A 16,918-nucleotide genomic window follows, 5' to 3' on the forward strand; every position below is an offset into this window, starting at 1 on the left:
TGTGGAGGTGGGATACATGGAACCTACAACTACGATACGCTCATATATTGAGGACTACATCAGGAAACAGGGGTACACCCTGCAGTATTTTGCCGATATATCGGGAGTTAACGCTGGAACGCTTAGCGCAATTATTAAGGGGACTCGGCCCATCGCTATGGCGCAACTGGATCTGATTACCCAAGGCATGAAGCTGGAAGAGGGGTATTTCTACGAGATTTATGGGGCTGAATGTTTCGTGGAATCGGCACCTCATTGGAGGAGACTGGAACCATTCCTGCAACGCTGTGCTGAATTGGACAAGCTGGAATGTATTCATAAGGTTATCCAGGAAGTGACGGATGATCGCTCGTATATCTCGGAGTTGTTTGAGATGGCGGAAGGCATGCTTGAACGTGGACAGACGAAGGCTGCACGGATGTTGTACGAATGTGTGGCGGAGTGTGAGAAATATCAACATTCGGAACGTCTGGCTCTGTGCCAGTATCGCATCTTCACCCTCTCGCTTGGTCAGAATCAACATGATAACCTGCGGGCCGCTGTGCACTTTGAGCCATATATTAATCGGCTGGATGAGGAACGGCAGCTGGATGCGATTAAGGATTTGGCGAATACGTATGCTTCACTTCGATATTGGGATAAGTCATTTTCCCTTGCTGATGATCTGGGACGGAAAGCTGAAATTATCCAATCGTACACTAAGAAAAAAGTGAATAAAGAAGATAGGGTCACAGCCTACCCGTTATTCGTATACCAGGCATATTCAAACTTGCTTAAGGCTAATGCATGCGAAAGAATGGGAAAATACGAAGATGCTTTAAGATACACTACACAGTATAAAAGTATAGTTAATATAATAGATCCGGATGACGAAGAATTTTTGTTTATTAACAAGTTTAAAGGTTGGGGAGAAATAAACACATATCTATATTATTTATTCATGGGCGACGATAGTATGTTGTCAACATACGTTCAATATATAGAAAATAATCAATCAGAGTTATTGCCAGCGTTGGTGAATATTATGGAAGCGGCTAATAAAAATAACATGAACGTAGATGATATCCTTCATAAATTCGAACCTCAAATTAGTTCTGAGGAAAACCTTATTCATGGTTATAGCAGGCAGATTAAACAAGATTTATTTACTACCCTTCTGCTAGAAGTATCAATCTACTACCTTACTCGGGGCAGATATGAAAAAGGTTTGAAGAGACTTATGGAGTGTTTCTCATCTGCAGTAAGAACTAATAATCAGATGGATACTATTCATTGCATGACACTATTCGAGGAATACAGGAATTTTGCCAGTAAAGAAATTCATAATAAATATAAACTTTTAGTAGCGGAGGTGCGCAGTTATTATGAAAAAGCGGAAAATACTTTATATGATCTTGCTTAGTATGCTTGTTGTTAATGTTGTACAATTAAGCTCGTCTTATGACACCACTGTTATTTATTCATTGTTGTCCTCACATGGGTTAGGAGACCTATAATTCTATGTTTCTTATACAGTTACGTATGTAATAAGCATATAATAGGTTGCTTAGTTTAAATGACATTGATATTTTGCATTACATGAGAGGTTTATTTCCGAATACGGAAGTAAGCTTTTTTTTGTATTTTCATAGATTGACCAATGTAAAATACAGGATTAAAATAACATTTATTATATGTTATTGAATTATAAGTGATTTTGGTGATGGAGGTGTGATAGTGGAATTGGTACCTAAAATAAGAGTACATATTGAGAAATATATGAGAGAGCAGAATCTCAAGTTGCAGCATTTTTCCGATATTACTGGAATTAATGTTGGAACTTTAAGTGCCATTCTTAAAGGCAACAGGCCAATGTCTATGAACCAACTGAATCAGATTACTTCTGTTATGGGATTAGAGAAAGGGTATTTTTATGAGAGTTATGGGGTTGAATCCTTCATAGAATCTTCGCCCCACTGGAGACGTTTGGAGCCATATCTATATGAGTGTGCTGAGCTTGGTAAGCTGGATTGTATACAACAAGTCATCACTCATGTAACGGATGATCGATCATATATAGAAGAATTATTTGATGTAGCTGAAAGCTTTTTTGCTAGAGGATTAAAAGAAGTAGCTCTTATTTTGTATGAATGTGTGGCAGACAGTGAAAAATATCAACACTCCGAGCGGTTGGCCTTATGCCAGTACCGTATTTTCCTGCTTCATAAAACACTGAATAAATTCAATAACTTAAATGCCGCAGTAAAGTTTGAACCTTTTATCGAAAAATTGAATGAGGAAGTACAACTGGATGCGATTAAAGATTTAGCTAATTTGTATGGCGCGATAAATCTATGGGATAAGGTTTTTGAACTGGCTAATGAATTGATTCAAAGAACTGAATTCCAAGTTCAACTTCAATCTATGAGACGGAACAGAAAACCAAGAATAGCCTCTTATCCTCTATTTACTTATAAAGCTTATGCTAATCTGCTCATGGCAAATGTATCTGAAGAACGTAAGCAATATATGAAAGCTTTGGAGTACACAGATGTTTATGAGGATATTATGGATGGGATTAAAAATCCAACAGAGGAAGAGCAAGAATTGATAGATCGATTCAAGGGCTGGGCTGAGGGCAATCGATATTTGTACAAAATACTATCAGGTGACTTCGAAGGCTTAAACCGTTATTTGAATTACCTAGATGTTAATCATGCCGAAATTTTAACAGCACTCGCTTATATTATACAGGCGGCAAATCAGTACTCTTTTAATATTGACCATGCATTAAATAGATTCCAAAATCACATTGATCAAATTAAAGCAGCAAGACATGTAAAAGGAGTATATAACGAACAGGCATCAAATTTTAGATATATACGCTTATTCTACGAACTAGCAAAATACAGATTGAAACAGAACCAAATTGAACAGGGAATAGAACATCTAATTACTAGCTTGGAACGTTCATCTTCATGTAATGAAGATCTAATGTGTATCAAATGCATTGATTTGTACGGAAAATACAGAAATTCCGCTAGTAAGACCCAGGAAGAGCAGTATACAAAACTAATAGATAAGTTAAGTGTACCAACTTTTCGATAGTAAAACATCTGGGGAAGGACGATGAAGACAATGTCCAATATACGTTCCTATATTGAAAGTCACTTGAAGAATAAGGGATATAAACTACAGCAATTTTCAGAAATCGCTGACATTAATGTGGGCACATTAAGTGCTATCATCAAGGGAACCAGACTTATTTCAATGAACCAACTAGACCAAATCACATCAGCAATGGATTTAGAACAGGGGTACTTTTGTGATATGTATGGTGTGGAGTGTTTTATTGAATCTGCACCCCATTGGAGACGCTTAGAACCGTTTATATATCGTTGTGCTGAGCTTGGTAAGCTGGATATTATTCAACAAGTCATTACTCATGTGACAGATGATCAATCCTATATTGATGAGTTATTTGATGTGGCAGAGAGTCTCTATAGTAAAAGCATGAATGAAGCGGCACTCATTTTATATGAATGTGTGGCCGATAGTGAGAAGTATCAACACTCGGAGCGGTTGGCCCTTTGCCAGTACCGCATTTTCTTGCTTCATAAAACACAAAGTAAACTTGACAATCTTAATGCAGCAGTAAAGTTCGAACCATATATTGATAAATTAAATGAGGAAGTACAGTTGGATGCAATTAAAGACTTAGCCAATGTTTATTGTGCGATACATTTGTGGGACAAGGTCGATGCGTGGTCGCGGGAACTGGAACGGAAAGCAGAATTTCAATTAACAATTCTATCCCGTAGGCGAAAATATAAAAAAAGGCTAACAGTCTATCCTCTTTTTACATATGCAGCCTATGCAAACTTAATGATATCAACTGTATATGAGACCGGCAGGGAATATGATAAGGCCATAAAGTATATGCAGAAATACATGAGGATAATTGAAATTGAGAACCCTACACAAGAGGATCAAGAAATAATAGATTTATTCAAAAAATGGGGGGAGGGTAATCGACTGTTGTACCAATTAATGCTTGGTCAAGAGAATGTAATCGATTCTTATATGGATTACATCGAAAATAACCCGTCAGAAATATTAGCTGGATTGGTTAATATTTTACAATCCGCTAATCAGTATTCCTTTAACATTGACTATGCATTGATTCGATTCGAAAATCAGATCAAATTAATTAATACGGATATGCACAATAAAAGTGGATATAACGATCAAATGTTTAACCGCGTGCATCAAGAATTTTATTATGAATTGGCAAGGTATCAAATGAAAAAACGCAATTATTCATTTGGAATGGATGCCTTACTTATATGTTTAGAGCTCTCTTCTTCTAGTAAAGATGATCTCATGTGCATTAAATGTTTGGATCTGTACGGGGAGTATCGGAGCGAAGCCGATGAAACACAAATGAAAAAGTACAAAAATATAATAGAAAAGTTAAGCACACCAACTTTTTGATAATGAAATATCTGGGAAGGGACGATGAAGAAGATGCACAATATACGTTCCGTATATGTTGTTTAATTATGAACTTGCAAAGTATAAATTCAGACTAAAAGTTTATCAAACCGGTATAAATGTAATACTTTATAACTTATCTCTTTCAACGTTTAACCAAGACGATCATATGACAGTAAAATATGTTGATGTAAACGGAACTTATAGATAACACGCTACTTTGTCTCAGCAAGAGACGTATTATCAAGTATTTAAGTAAATAAATATATAATAAAGCAAAACAGCCTAACTGCTTCTGAGTTAGGCTGTTTTGCATTTTGAGAAATGACTATGCAGAGCAGAAGGTCTTTTCTAAAGAATTATTTTTACAAAATTATGCAAAATACATTATGTTCTTAAAAGCACTTGTAGTCACTAACGAAACTAATAGCTTACTCATATTGAATATTTTCCAGAATGTCCTAGAGGGGTACATGCTATGAGATAACGGAGTATCTTGAAAGACCAAATCGAGCAAGGTCGGCAAGAGTTGAGTCGCTTGGTAGATCAATATGGAATCCCGAATGTGAAAGTGCTTGAGCAGTCTATGGCGTTGGACGAGCTAATTAATGAATATAATCGATTTACTTTAGGAATGAACATGAGAAAATGAATGATATGTTATTTAATAATTACATATATTCATTTGTATAATTATTCAAATAATTTAAAAATAAAATTTTTTTGCAAAATATTATATTTTAAAAAAGGGATCAACATACTAGTTCAATTTTTGAAAAGGTTAAATGAATTTTTTATCTATATTAAACAAGGAGGTGAGCATATGGGAGCAAGTAAACCTGGTAAAGGCAGTACAAAATACCCCGAGTTGACTAGCGGGGATTTCGGTGTTGGAGCAATCAGATTTCAAAACCCCCCAAATACAGGCGGGGGAACAGGGAACACCGGTAGCTGTGGTGTTAATGTAAGTTGTGTACTTTGCTGTTGTTGTGGCAAAGGTGGTGGAGCGGATAATGTACAAAAACAAATTGAACTATAGGACTTTTTTTGATTCCCCATAATTATATTGATTCGAGTGCGGCAATATGCGTATTTAGGATATTAGCCGCACTTGAAGTTTAAAGCGGAGGTGTCATATCACTTTGATTACAGAAGAGTACACTACGTACACATTGAATAACTTTGTTATCTATGAAATAAACTCAAATGAACTAGTTTTAATGCATAACTATGGGATAGTGAAAATAAAAGAAGCAAGATTAATAGAAGAAATAAAGAAATGGGATAACAATAATATTAAATCAGTCCATGAGAAAGAACTTATGGATGTTTTTCAAGAAGACTATTCAAATGCTATATCCTTTTTAGAAAATAATTACATCTTCATTACTAAAGAAGAGGTGAACTTCTCAATAGAAAAATGCGTTTTCTTAAGTAATAATGATGAAATACTTAAAGTGTCCCGAGAGTTTCTTTTTGAGAACCAAAATATGAAAAATTCAATTATAAATCTTAATGAACAATCAAATAGCACACTACTATCAGAGAAGAATAGTAATACTTTATATGTAGTGTTTATGAATCCTTACAGTAAAGAAATAGCCAGTAAGATTACTTCACTTGTAAGAAGGAGTGAGAACTCAATTTTATTGATGAGCTACACATACAACAACAACTTTTATATTGATTCTCTTTATAGCCCTCAAGCATCTAATCCATGTCATTTTTGCCACATAGGTCACATTGAATCACAATTGCGTGTAGATTCTACTGGGAATATCTCTTATCAGCAAATTATCGATTCGATTTATAAAGATGAACCCAAATTCAAGGTTCATACTCCTCTAAACAAAAATAATATTTTGAATATACTCTCGTTATTAAGTAATAAAATAAGTAAATATTTCGCCTTAGAAAATGGTAGAATAATCCATAATGAAGAGTTACATGAATGTTCCGTATTTGATCTTCAAACGAATAATTACTATACAGATTATTCATTACATTGGGAGCTATGTGACTGCTATGAAAAATAAGTATGTTGGAAGTCTAGAACATAACACAGTGGAAAGGTCATTCACTGATTACATTTACGCTTCTTATATACCAAAGAAAGTTGAGAACTATATTCTTAAATTTCATCAAAGCAGTACTTTGCTAAAGTTGCCTGATTCCAAGCACCAATCCATCGATGATAACGTAATTCCATGGCTTGAATATGCGCAGTACACAGATATAACTCCTGATTATTACGAACAGAAAATTAATCTTAATACAAGCACAGAAGTGAATGTAATCGGAAGTTACAGATCATTTAACAAAGAGAGACTGTTCAATTTTGCAGAGTTATCCCAATTATTAAATGATGCTTTTATAAGAGATAAACAAACGGGGTCTAAAAAATATGGTTCTGCTGGTGCTCTCTATCCCATAGTTCCGTTGGTACTCGTGTTCCAAGATCATGATACTTTGACAAGAGGAGTTTACGTATATGATGGGATAGAACAAACATTGTTAAAAATAACGTCTTGGGCCAAAGACGAAGCACTTCATATCAAGAAGTATGTCTGTCATGATGCAATAGATCTACCGGAAATTTGTATCGCATATGCAGCAGACTTACGCAGATCAATAATCAAATATCATATCAGAGGGTACAGACATGCTCTAATAGAGGTAGGAGCCATGAGCCAAGTGTTTAAAAATTCTCTCCATAAAATGAGTAAAGGTGTCGGAGAGGTGAGTTGGTCTGGATTCAATGATAACGAACTAACTAAACGATGTGGTCTTAATGTGAGATTGTGTCCAATAGTGATGCTTCAATGGTTTGGATACACCGATCCAACAGGAAAATGAGGTCGATATCATGTTGTATTTATCAAATCCTCTTCACTTTAATATACCGGAGCAAAAATTTATTACTGACGACATATACACATCCTTCTCAAGGATTGGGAACTTTCTTAAAAATGGCTATATAGGGCCGGATAGTTCCACTGCAATAGATTTTAATAAGCAACAGTCTCTAATCAAAGCTTTTTCAGAAATGATTGAGAGAAGGGCAATATCTGCTGGGGGCATCCCTTTTGATGAGAAGAGTGTATATGCTATTAATATGGTGAATTCAAGTAGTGTACTTATAGATAAGAAATACTCAACGTATTCATTATCAGGAGAATTCCCAATTGATACTACCGGAACGTCTAGTCATATTTCGTCACAAAAAGCAATTGTTAGTTCTCTCCGAGAAATTATTGAAAAAAATGCATTGTATCTATTTTGGTATGGTAAACAAGGCTCTAAAATTAAACTAGATGTATCTCTGATAAACAAACATAAAATTTTATCTGGATTAATGTATCAAAAAAATAAAGAAGTTCTTTTTTTTATCAATGAATATTTCTATCCCTTAAAGGTAGTATTTTGTTTTATTCTTTACAAAAATTTCGTGTGCTCTTCTGGGGTGGGTAGCTCTTTTTCCATTGAAGAGGCCATCCTTAAATCTACACAAGAAGCCGTTTTATTACAGTGGAAAGAAGAAAGTAATGAACTCGTTGCTATGTCACGCCGAGTGTTCAAGAAAAAATATGAAAATCAATCTGAGATTATTGATTACTTATCTGTAGGGTACGGAAGTATCTCAACTAGTGATTATGAAAAAACGATGAAAGAATTAACAATCTCCAATTTGTTAAATATACTTCCTCCTTGGGTGGCTGAAGTATATATGATTCCGCTAAAACAAACGGTAACTACAAAAATTAAATGTATAAAAATATACTCTCCTTATCTTTTTAATCATATTCCTTTAAAAGAGTACATTAACCTAAGAAACCCTATGAATGTAAATACGATAAATCTTAACGAGCAAAGCATGTTGAAAATACCTAACTGTATTGTAGTGTGATAGAGAGGAGAGAATACGCTTTGATAAATAATCCAGTTAACGGCACACCTTTTATGATTGAAAGGTTTCATATCAAACAAAATTCATTTCTTCTTGACTATTTTCAGAGTGATGTTATTACGTATTCTGAGAATGGTCCGCCTGCAAGCGCAATTGATTTTGATAAAAGAAAATCAATTAAAGCAGCAATAGGAGAGCATATAGAGAGGGTATCTGTTTTTAACAATTATCATAGATTCAGGGATCAATTAGTAGAGGGAGTCAACATGCTGAATGGTACAATAGAACAATTTCCTCTACATCGTATTTTGTTGAACTGGAATGATCCTATACTTAACAAATTAAATCTAGATAATATATATAGCGATACCTGCGGAATGGCCTCTCATGTTAGTTCCCATCAGTCTATAAATTCTGCATTTTTAGAATTCTTTGAAAGACAAAGCTTGCTCTTTAGTTGGTTCACTAAATCTCCTGCTAAAAAGATTCATCTTGAAGATATAAAATTTATAGATCTTCAATCCATTATCCAGATGTCTCGGATACATGTAGATGAGATCTTTATGTACGATATATCGTTGTGTGATGAGGTCAAGGTAGTAATTACAATCGCCTTTGGAGCAAAAACTAAAGGTGTTGGGATAAGTGCTGATTGGGACTACCAAGGTGCAATAACAGGCAGTTTAAAAGAGCTATTCCAATATGTAACTGTGGAGCAGCCTATAAAAAAATCAAATTATCAAAATACGGAATACTCAGTTGATCCATTACTTTACTCTCATTATTTTATGGAGAGACTTGGTGTAGATGAATTAAAAAGCGAGTTTCAATACCTAGAGAAATCAGATCAAGTGCGTGGTGAACTAATAGATGGACACAAAGCTGATCCTAATGAATTTTATAATACAGTTAAGAAAATCTCTTTAAAATTGGCAATGGATTTTAATCTTTGTTATATACCAGCTCTTGATGGAGAGTTAAATACAAAAATTGTTAAAATTATAACAAATAAAGGCTTCCATCACATGTATGCTGCAAAAATAGACCCAACTCAAGTCGAAATCTTGAAGCCTTATAAGAATCGATTACACAATATTGGGAAAATGCTCCCGTTTGGATAAATTGGAGGTTGTTTTTTGAAAATAACTCGTGAATACTTCCGTCTGTTTACTAAAATGATGTTAAGCAACAAAGTAGCTTTCGTATGGTATCTGTTATTTCCCCTCATTGCTTTTTTTATCTTTAATTATCAATGGTTTACTCAGGGGCCTGAGATCAATGAATTTTACATCCAAACCAGTGTATTTGTTTCATATATTATCTTCGTGATGTCCATCGATGTGACGACCAATCTGATCTCTTTAAGAGAGAGCGGTTTTTTCAAGATGTTCAAATTTATCTCGGGTAGTAAATACCCTATTATCTGGGGAAAGGCTCTGAACCAGATTGGTTTTCTGTTCTTGACCATTCTTCTGTTCTCGCTAGTATCGGGAGTGATATTCCTGGATAGCTTTGGACAGGTTGCTTTGTTTCTCGCCGTGTCTTTAACAAGCTGTATATTGGGGTCTGTAATGGTCATTTTATTAACGCTTATCCTCATGCTTCTTCCAGTAAGGCAGGAGTCGCTGAATGCGGTGGTCAGTATGAGTTTACTGGTCATGTTTTTTCTATCTGCAAAGGGACTGGCGTATTCAACAGAGTATGGTCTACTTCTGGTGTTCATCAACCCTATGGAGTACGTCAGGAATCTAACTTTTTTATTAGCAGAATGGTTTATGAATAGCCCTTTCCCACATTTGAGTCTGATCAACATGAGCTTCATCACACTTAGTTATGTTACCTGCGGACTTATCGCACTCAAATTTGTGAAAGTCATATCCAGAACACATCGGACATAGCAGGAGGATCTATGATTAAAATTGAAAATTTGAGCTTTTCTTATCCCAAAGCCTCTCGTCAAAATCTGGATCATTTACATGTGGAGTTTCCCGAACAGACCGTGAATATGATTATTGGCAAAAATGGTTCTGGCAAAACGACTTTATTTGATCTGATCGCGAATGTGATTAAACGTCCACCAGAAATACAAGGTATTCCGGATGAGAAGGAGATCATCTACCAGCTCCAGGGTTTGTTATTTCCTCTAACTTTGAAGGCCAAAGATCTCTTTCGCTTTTTCCTGTATTCCGATCACTCCAACCGCATTGAAGTGAACAACGAACCTTATGTAGATGAAGATATGAGTCCAGCAGAGGTTGAATTGGTACAGCGGGTATGGCATATGGAGTTTGGGCAATTATCTGTTGGGGAGAGGCGTTATCTGTGTATTCTGGCAATCACATTAATGAAGAGGAAATTATACATCTTTGACGAGCCATTAGCGGGTATCGATCCGGAAATGCGTTATCATATTTTGAAAAGGATTGAGAAGCTGGCACTCCATAATGAGTGCACTGTACTGGTCTCGAACCATCACTTGCAGGATATTGCAAATATCCAGTGTGTTCTGCATTTTATTCATCTAGGTAAAATAACCTTTAGCGGATCATATGAGACGTTTATTAAAATGGGAGATGGAGTGAATCCGGACTTGGCGTTTCTGAAGCAGGTGAAGTGAGGAGAGGTGTTTCTCCATTTTTGCCACGTCCCTTCTACTCCAAAACTGAGCGACAATAATTACCAGTAAAGAGCTAACTTATGCAACAAACTGTGTTAAACTGGAGATAATAACAAAGAGCAAGGATGCGCGAACATCCTGCTCTTTACAACAGCCGCTTCTAAGGGCGGTGGCTGTGCATAGGTAGCTGAAATAGACCATTACCTTAGCTGGGGCGGTCTATTTCTTTTTGTTTTGATTATTTAAGGCAAAGACAATCAGTCCAATCAAGGTTACGATGAACCCTGCAAAACTTATCATCAATGTCAATACCGTTGCAGCGATCAGTACACATCTGATTTATATGTCTAGTGATTGCAATCGACAATGAACCCTATGTAGATGAAGAGATGAGTCCGGCTGAGATCAGTAATCTTTAAGCGGATCATATGAGGCGTTTATTAAAACGGGAGATGGCATCAATCCTGACTTAGCTTTTTTGAAGCAGTTAAAGTAGGGAGATATAAATTAATTTTTGTTTTATGAAAACCACCTTTGCAAACAATCAATTAGTTCTGCAAAGGAATATAATATGAATTTTTTGGCAATGTATCCTAAAATGTTATACAAAGAGGGGGTGCATGCTGTGAGTGAACCGATACAGATCAAAGATAAAATCGAACGAAATAGGCATGAGTTGAGTCGTTTGGCGGAGAATCATGGCATGCAGGACAACCAAGTCCTCCGACAGTCCATGGTACTGGACGAGCTTATTAATGAATATAATCGATTCAAATATAAAAGCCATCTCAGGAACAGACAACCGATTGCATAATGCAGTCGGTTTTTTTGTCTAAATAGTGTTCTATAGAAATAGCGTAGTCGACTGTAGCGATACAGTCGACTTTTTGGCGTTCACCTGAAATCCATGCGGATAACTTGAAATTCCGCACCAATTCCAGGATTGGCAGGATAGCGGATGATCATTAAAACTGGATATGATGACCCCAGTTATATCCAGATTGATCTGTGAAGGGGGCTCATACAATGATCGGGAGAGGGAGGGTGAACGGAAATGATGGACAAGGTACGCATTTTTTTCGGGAAAAACGTAAACCTGCGCACCAAGTTGCTCCTGTTGTTCCTGGCGCTGACGTTGCTGCCGCTAAGTTTGCAGGGAATGATGAACTACAAGCATTTCTCGCAGACGATGGATCGCAAGACCGAGCAGTTCACCATTGATATGGTTCGCCAGATTAACGCCAATCTGAACCGGCTGCTGAAGGACTTTGAGCGGTTGTCGCTCTTGCCGCTTTACGATCAGATGGTGCTTGGCATTCTGGACAAATACAACGCTTCAATGGGGTCGGGTACATGGGCGAGGTCTGAGGACTATCTGAAAATGAAGCTTTACACATCGGGTCAAGCTTATGACCGGCCAGAGATTCGGGGAATTCATCTGATCAGCAACAGCGGCATTTTGTTCTCCAATCTCGATTCGCTGGCGGTCAAGCCGGTATGGGACAGCAGGCAGGATGATTGGTTTGCAGAGCTTGAAGATTCGGAAGGGACATGGCGCCTGCTTCCTCCGCATCATCCCAGCTATTACACGGGTGGTCAGCAAGAATCGTATATATCGGTGGGCAGAGTGCTTCGAGATCCGGGTACGCTCCAGCGACTGGGTTACATTCTGATTGACATCCGTTTGGAGGCCTTCGGTCAACTGTTATCCAATCTGAATTATGAGCAAGATGCAAGCCTGATGATTGTAGACAGCAAACAGCGTCTGCTGTTCGAACGGACCTCGACCGGAGGAATGTCTGCGTACGACCAGTTGCTAATGCAGGGACAGCTTCAAAGCTATGCAGGAAACCAAAAAGTTGTTCTGGATGGGCAGCCCTATCTCTATGTACAACACCATTCCAGCTATTCCGGGCTTTCGGTGATCAGTCTTACACCTATTGCTGTGATTCAAAAGGAGTCGGGTGAGATGCTCACCTTTACAATATGGTTCGCAGTGTTATGTATGGCGGGTATAGCAATTCTGGCGGTTCTGTTATCTTATCGTATCACCCGGCCGCTGATTCGACTGAAGCACCACATGATTCGGGTGGAGCAGGGAGATTTTAGCCAGCGTGTAGCACACTTCAGCAGTGATGAATTCGGACAGATTAGCCGGGGCTTTAACCGAATGATGGAAGAGATTCATCGACTGTTCAATGAGGTGTTTCTGCTGGGCATTCAAGAGCGGGAGGCAGAGTTGTCAGCGTTGCAAAGCCAGATGAATCCCCATTTTATATACAACACGCTGGAGTCCATTAACATGATGGCCATTCGCCAGAAGCATGCTGAGGTATCGGACATGGTGACGGCGCTTGGCAAGTTGCTGCGTTATACGATTGATAAGGTGGACCGGATGGTCCCACTTGGGGAAGAACTTGCTTTTGTACAATCCTATGTACGCATTCAGCAGGTACGTTACGACGGCAAGTTAGAGATTATCTATGACATCGAAGAAGCAATAACGGAGTATTTGATTCCCAAGCTGATGCTGCAACCGCTGGTGGAGAATGCAGTCTACCATGGCATTGAAGGGCAGGAAAATGGTGGAGTAATCTGGGTATCTGCCTTGAAATTCGACCACGAGCTGCTGATTAGTGTACGAGACAACGGTAAGGGTATGGCTCAGGCAAAGATTGACGAGTTAAATGAGTCCATATCAAAACAGCCTTCCAATGAGGCATTACGTTGCCATGCCGGGGATAGTCTGGGGCTTAACAATATCGCTCAGAGGCTTCGCCTCATGTATGGAGAAGGCGGCAGCCTAAGCATTGATGGAAGTCCAGGGCAGGGCCTGGTGGTCACGATATCCATTCAACTTCTACCGAAAGGGGATTGAAGCACATGTATAAAGTATTGCTTGTAGAGGATGAGACGGTCATCCGTCATGGACTGAGGGAGCTGATTGTACAAGTGTCTTCTCAGTTTCAGGTAACGGGCGAAGCGTCGAGCGGTACCGAGGCGCTGGATTTTCTGAGATGTGAGGTACCGGATGTGTTAATCACGGATATCCGCATGCGTGAAATGGACGGATTAACTTTGGTAAGCAAAGCCAGAGTCATGTACCCTGAATTGTTAATGCTCATCATTAGTGGCTACGGCGAATTTGAATATGCACGCAGAGCGATGGAGTTTGGGGTGTTGAACTACCTGTTGAAGCCAATCGATCGTTATGAACTGGCATTATCCATACAAAAGATTCAATTGCTGCTGGATCGCAGATACGGTATAACAACTCTTTCTATCCCTGAGCCATCTGGGAAAACAGAACACGCTGGCGGAGATACACGGAAGATTATCCGAGATGTGAAGGAGCACATCAAGCAACATCCCGATGGAGATCTGCGACTTCAGACGATAGCAGATCTTGTTAACTTGAACCCTACTTATTTAAGCCAGTTGTTCAAGAATGAAATAGGCATCAATTATTCCGAATACATCACGGAGGCACGTATGGAGCGGGCCAAGTGGTTGCTGATCAACACGGGTCTCAAAATCTATGATGTGGCACGGTTATCCGGGCATCAGAGCCCCAAACACTTCATGCTGGTGTTCAAGCAGCAGGTGGGATGGACTGCGGGAGAATATCGAGACCGATTCAGTATCTCTTGAAAAACCATACCATTTCTGTAGTTGACGTGATTTAAGGGGGAACGATGCTTTCGTTATACTTTGGTTGCACATGTATACCACGACGTCCATAAGGGGGATCTCCATGAAAAAAGCAGGACTGATACTGGTGTTTATATTCATGATGATGGCTTCAATCGCGTGCACAGGCTCCAATTCCAGCAGTGAACCTGACAGTACGGGCGGGGAGAATGGTGAGGTCGAGCTTAAGTTCATGATGTGGGGCAATCAGGCGCATATGGATGTATACAACAAGTTGATCGATGACTTCACAAAGGAAAATCCAGGCATCAAAGTAACGATGGAATCCGTACCTTTCGCAGAATACCAGCAAAAAATTTCGGTGCTTGCCGCCGGAGGCTCTCTTCCCGATCTCGCCTGGGTATCGGAGAGAATGGTGCCACAATTCAAGTCCAACCATATTCTGGCCGATGTATCCGAGTTCAAGGATGATGCACAGTTTAAGCTGGATGATTATATTCCAAGTACATTGGATTTGTTCCGTGATGGAGATCAACTGCTGGGATTACCTTTCTCTACACCTCCGGTGGTCATGTTTTACAATAAAACGCTGTTTGACCAAGCCGGTCTGACTGATCCAAACTCACTTGCCACCCAAGGGAAATGGACATGGGAACAGTTCGAAGAGTCCGCCAAAGGCATTACCAGCAAGGATGCGACCTACCGAGTCTATGGTGCCAACTTTTTTCGCGACTGGAAGACCTGGGCGGTGCTTTCCTCCTACTCCTGGTCCAATGGAAGCGGTCCATTCGACGAAGGCATGACAACGTTCACCTGGAACGATGCCTATGGCGTACAGACCTTTGAATTGCTGGAACGCATGATGTTCACCGATGAATCACACCCGAAGGCAGGCGAACAGGTCAGCTTCGATGCGGGCAATGTGGGCATGTTCTTTGATAATTACAGCTATGTTTCCAAAGCAAGAGAAATTACGGATTTTGAATGGAGCATCGCTCCTATGCCTTCCGGCTCTCAAGGCAGTGTACCGATGCTGGGGCAGGCCGGATATGCCATGTTCAACGACAGCAAACATCCAGAGGAAACGAAGAAACTGTTGAAGTATTTTGCCAGTGAGCAGGGGATTCAGGCGACAGCCACCTACTTTGTGCCTCCGCGTACCTCTGTTCTGAACTCAGATGCATTCATTCTTCAGCCGAATAACCCGAGCAAAGAGCATATTGTACAGGCGGTCATTGATGAAATGCCAAAAGCGCGCTTAATTCCCGGTCATATCCGTTGGCAGGATATCGACAATGCGGTATTGCAGGGATTTGACCGACTGTTTGCAAAGACAGCGACAGCTGAGGATAACCTGAAACAGATGCAGGAAGAGATCCAAAGTGTGTTGCAACCCTAGATCATTCGATGAGAAAGAGGAGGAGAGGGAGGATGGGCAAATTCAAAGAATTACTTGAGCGGAAACCGCTGTCGCTGCTGGTCAGCCTGCCAGAGAACGATCTATCTTTGGCCCGGGCAGCCATGGAAGAGGGCGCTGATGCACTGAAGGTGCATTATAATGTCGGTCATCGCGCCAGCGGGAATCATTTTGGTCCATTAGACATGTATGCCGAGGTGTTTCGGGCGATCCGCAGTGAGTTTGGTGGTCCGCTTGGGGTCGTACCTTCTGGCAGTATTGAGGGAGCAAGGCGAGAGGATGTGGAGAGGCTTTCCGGACTGGGTTTTGACTTCTACTCCATCTATGCACATCACTTGCCATCCTTCATGTTGAATGACTTGGGGCTGGACCCAACGTTTGCGATCAATGAAGAATATGATGCTTCCCTCGTAACATCGGCAGCGCACTTCGGCTTCACCGCTCTGGAGGCATCCATTGTACCTGGAAAAGAATATGGTACACCGCTCAGCTTCGCGGATGTGCTTAAGTATCGCCGTCTGGTCTTGCAAGCCCAGGTTCCGGTATTAGTCCCTTCCCAGCGAAAGCTGGTGCCGGAGGATGTTCGGGTGCTGCGCGATACCGGGGTAAAAGCGATCATGCTTGGGGCGGTCGTGACTGGCAACACGGTGGAACAGCTGCGAAGGGCCGTAAACGGGTTCCGCAATGCGGTGGACAGTCTGAACCGTTCGGACTATATAAGTTGAACTAAAGAATATTTACACTTGCCACTCCGATGCCAGAACAACCTTCCGATCGCTGTTATCCCCAGATTTTTTTTGAATCCCATATATAAAGGGGAAATCCGGGTTAAAGCATATGCTTCCGATGCAGC

At 39.7% G+C, this 16,918-nt stretch carries 16 protein-coding genes; all 16 read left to right on the forward strand.

What is annotated here, in order from left to right; genetic code table 11:
• The first annotated feature begins 16 nt into the window (after positions 1 to 16).
• Positions 17 to 1,402, forward strand: a complete 1,386-nt coding sequence (locus MKZ13_RS01990; protein WP_133386972.1) for a helix-turn-helix transcriptional regulator — start codon at positions 17 to 19, stop codon at positions 1,400 to 1,402.
• A gap of 314 nt (positions 1,403 to 1,716) precedes the next feature.
• Complete coding sequence (locus MKZ13_RS01995; protein WP_339181398.1) at positions 1,717 to 3,087, forward strand: helix-turn-helix transcriptional regulator; 1,371 nt, start codon at positions 1,717 to 1,719, stop codon at positions 3,085 to 3,087.
• Between the two features lie 30 nt (positions 3,088 to 3,117).
• Positions 3,118 to 4,473 carry a helix-turn-helix transcriptional regulator gene (locus MKZ13_RS02000; protein WP_339181400.1) on the forward strand — a complete coding sequence of 452 codons (1,356 nt, stop codon included), beginning with the start codon at positions 3,118 to 3,120 and terminating at the stop codon, positions 4,471 to 4,473.
• 496 nt (positions 4,474 to 4,969) lie between these two features.
• Positions 4,970 to 5,125, forward strand: coding sequence for an aspartyl-phosphate phosphatase Spo0E family protein (locus tag MKZ13_RS02005; protein WP_339181402.1), 156 nt, complete (start codon positions 4,970 to 4,972; stop codon positions 5,123 to 5,125).
• A gap of 33 nt (positions 5,126 to 5,158) precedes the next feature.
• A complete protein-coding gene (locus tag MKZ13_RS02010; RefSeq protein WP_221823831.1) occupies positions 5,159 to 5,512 on the forward strand; it encodes a hypothetical protein in 354 nt (117 codons plus the stop codon).
• 103 nt (positions 5,513 to 5,615) lie between these two features.
• Complete coding sequence (locus MKZ13_RS02015; RefSeq protein WP_221823833.1) at positions 5,616 to 6,509, forward strand: McbB family protein; 894 nt, start codon at positions 5,616 to 5,618, stop codon at positions 6,507 to 6,509.
• Complete coding sequence (locus MKZ13_RS02020) at positions 6,499 to 7,329, forward strand: hypothetical protein (protein ID WP_221823835.1); 831 nt, start codon at positions 6,499 to 6,501, stop codon at positions 7,327 to 7,329. The genes MKZ13_RS02015 and MKZ13_RS02020 overlap by 11 nt, the downstream gene beginning before the upstream one ends.
• Positions 7,330 to 7,339: 10 nt before the next feature.
• Positions 7,340 to 8,380 carry a YcaO-like family protein gene (locus tag MKZ13_RS02025; RefSeq protein WP_339181407.1) on the forward strand — a complete coding sequence of 347 codons (1,041 nt, stop codon included), beginning with the start codon at positions 7,340 to 7,342 and terminating at the stop codon, positions 8,378 to 8,380.
• 20 nt (positions 8,381 to 8,400) lie between these two features.
• Positions 8,401 to 9,501: a YcaO-like family protein gene (locus MKZ13_RS02030; RefSeq protein ID WP_221823840.1), complete on the forward strand. Its 1,101-nt coding sequence runs from the start codon at positions 8,401 to 8,403 to the stop codon at positions 9,499 to 9,501.
• 15 nt (positions 9,502 to 9,516) lie between these two features.
• Positions 9,517 to 10,278 carry a hypothetical protein gene (locus MKZ13_RS02035; RefSeq protein WP_221823842.1) on the forward strand — a complete coding sequence of 254 codons (762 nt, stop codon included), beginning with the start codon at positions 9,517 to 9,519 and terminating at the stop codon, positions 10,276 to 10,278.
• A gap of 11 nt (positions 10,279 to 10,289) precedes the next feature.
• Positions 10,290 to 10,997, forward strand: coding sequence for an AAA family ATPase (locus tag MKZ13_RS02040; RefSeq protein WP_221823844.1), 708 nt, complete (start codon positions 10,290 to 10,292; stop codon positions 10,995 to 10,997).
• Positions 10,998 to 11,622: 625 nt separating this feature from the next.
• A complete protein-coding gene (locus MKZ13_RS02045) occupies positions 11,623 to 11,811 on the forward strand; it encodes an aspartyl-phosphate phosphatase Spo0E family protein (RefSeq protein WP_313771496.1) in 189 nt (62 codons plus the stop codon).
• A gap of 240 nt (positions 11,812 to 12,051) precedes the next feature.
• Entirely contained in the window at positions 12,052 to 13,875 is a 1,824-nt protein-coding gene (locus MKZ13_RS02050) for a sensor histidine kinase (RefSeq protein WP_221823850.1), read from the forward strand.
• A 5-nt stretch (positions 13,876 to 13,880) separates the two neighbouring features.
• Positions 13,881 to 14,648, forward strand: a complete 768-nt coding sequence (locus tag MKZ13_RS02055) for a response regulator (RefSeq protein ID WP_339181412.1) — start codon at positions 13,881 to 13,883, stop codon at positions 14,646 to 14,648.
• A gap of 103 nt (positions 14,649 to 14,751) precedes the next feature.
• Positions 14,752 to 16,047, forward strand: coding sequence for a sugar ABC transporter substrate-binding protein (locus MKZ13_RS02060; RefSeq protein WP_339181415.1), 1,296 nt, complete (start codon positions 14,752 to 14,754; stop codon positions 16,045 to 16,047).
• A gap of 32 nt (positions 16,048 to 16,079) precedes the next feature.
• Positions 16,080 to 16,790 (forward strand): hypothetical protein, encoded by a 711-nt coding sequence (locus MKZ13_RS02065; RefSeq protein WP_221823856.1) that lies wholly within the window; start codon positions 16,080 to 16,082, stop codon positions 16,788 to 16,790.
• The last annotated feature ends 128 nt before the right edge of the window (positions 16,791 to 16,918 follow it).

It is taken from the genome of Paenibacillus sp. FSL R5-0701 (assembly GCF_037973995.1).
GTDB lineage: Bacteria > Bacillota > Bacilli > Paenibacillales > Paenibacillaceae > Paenibacillus.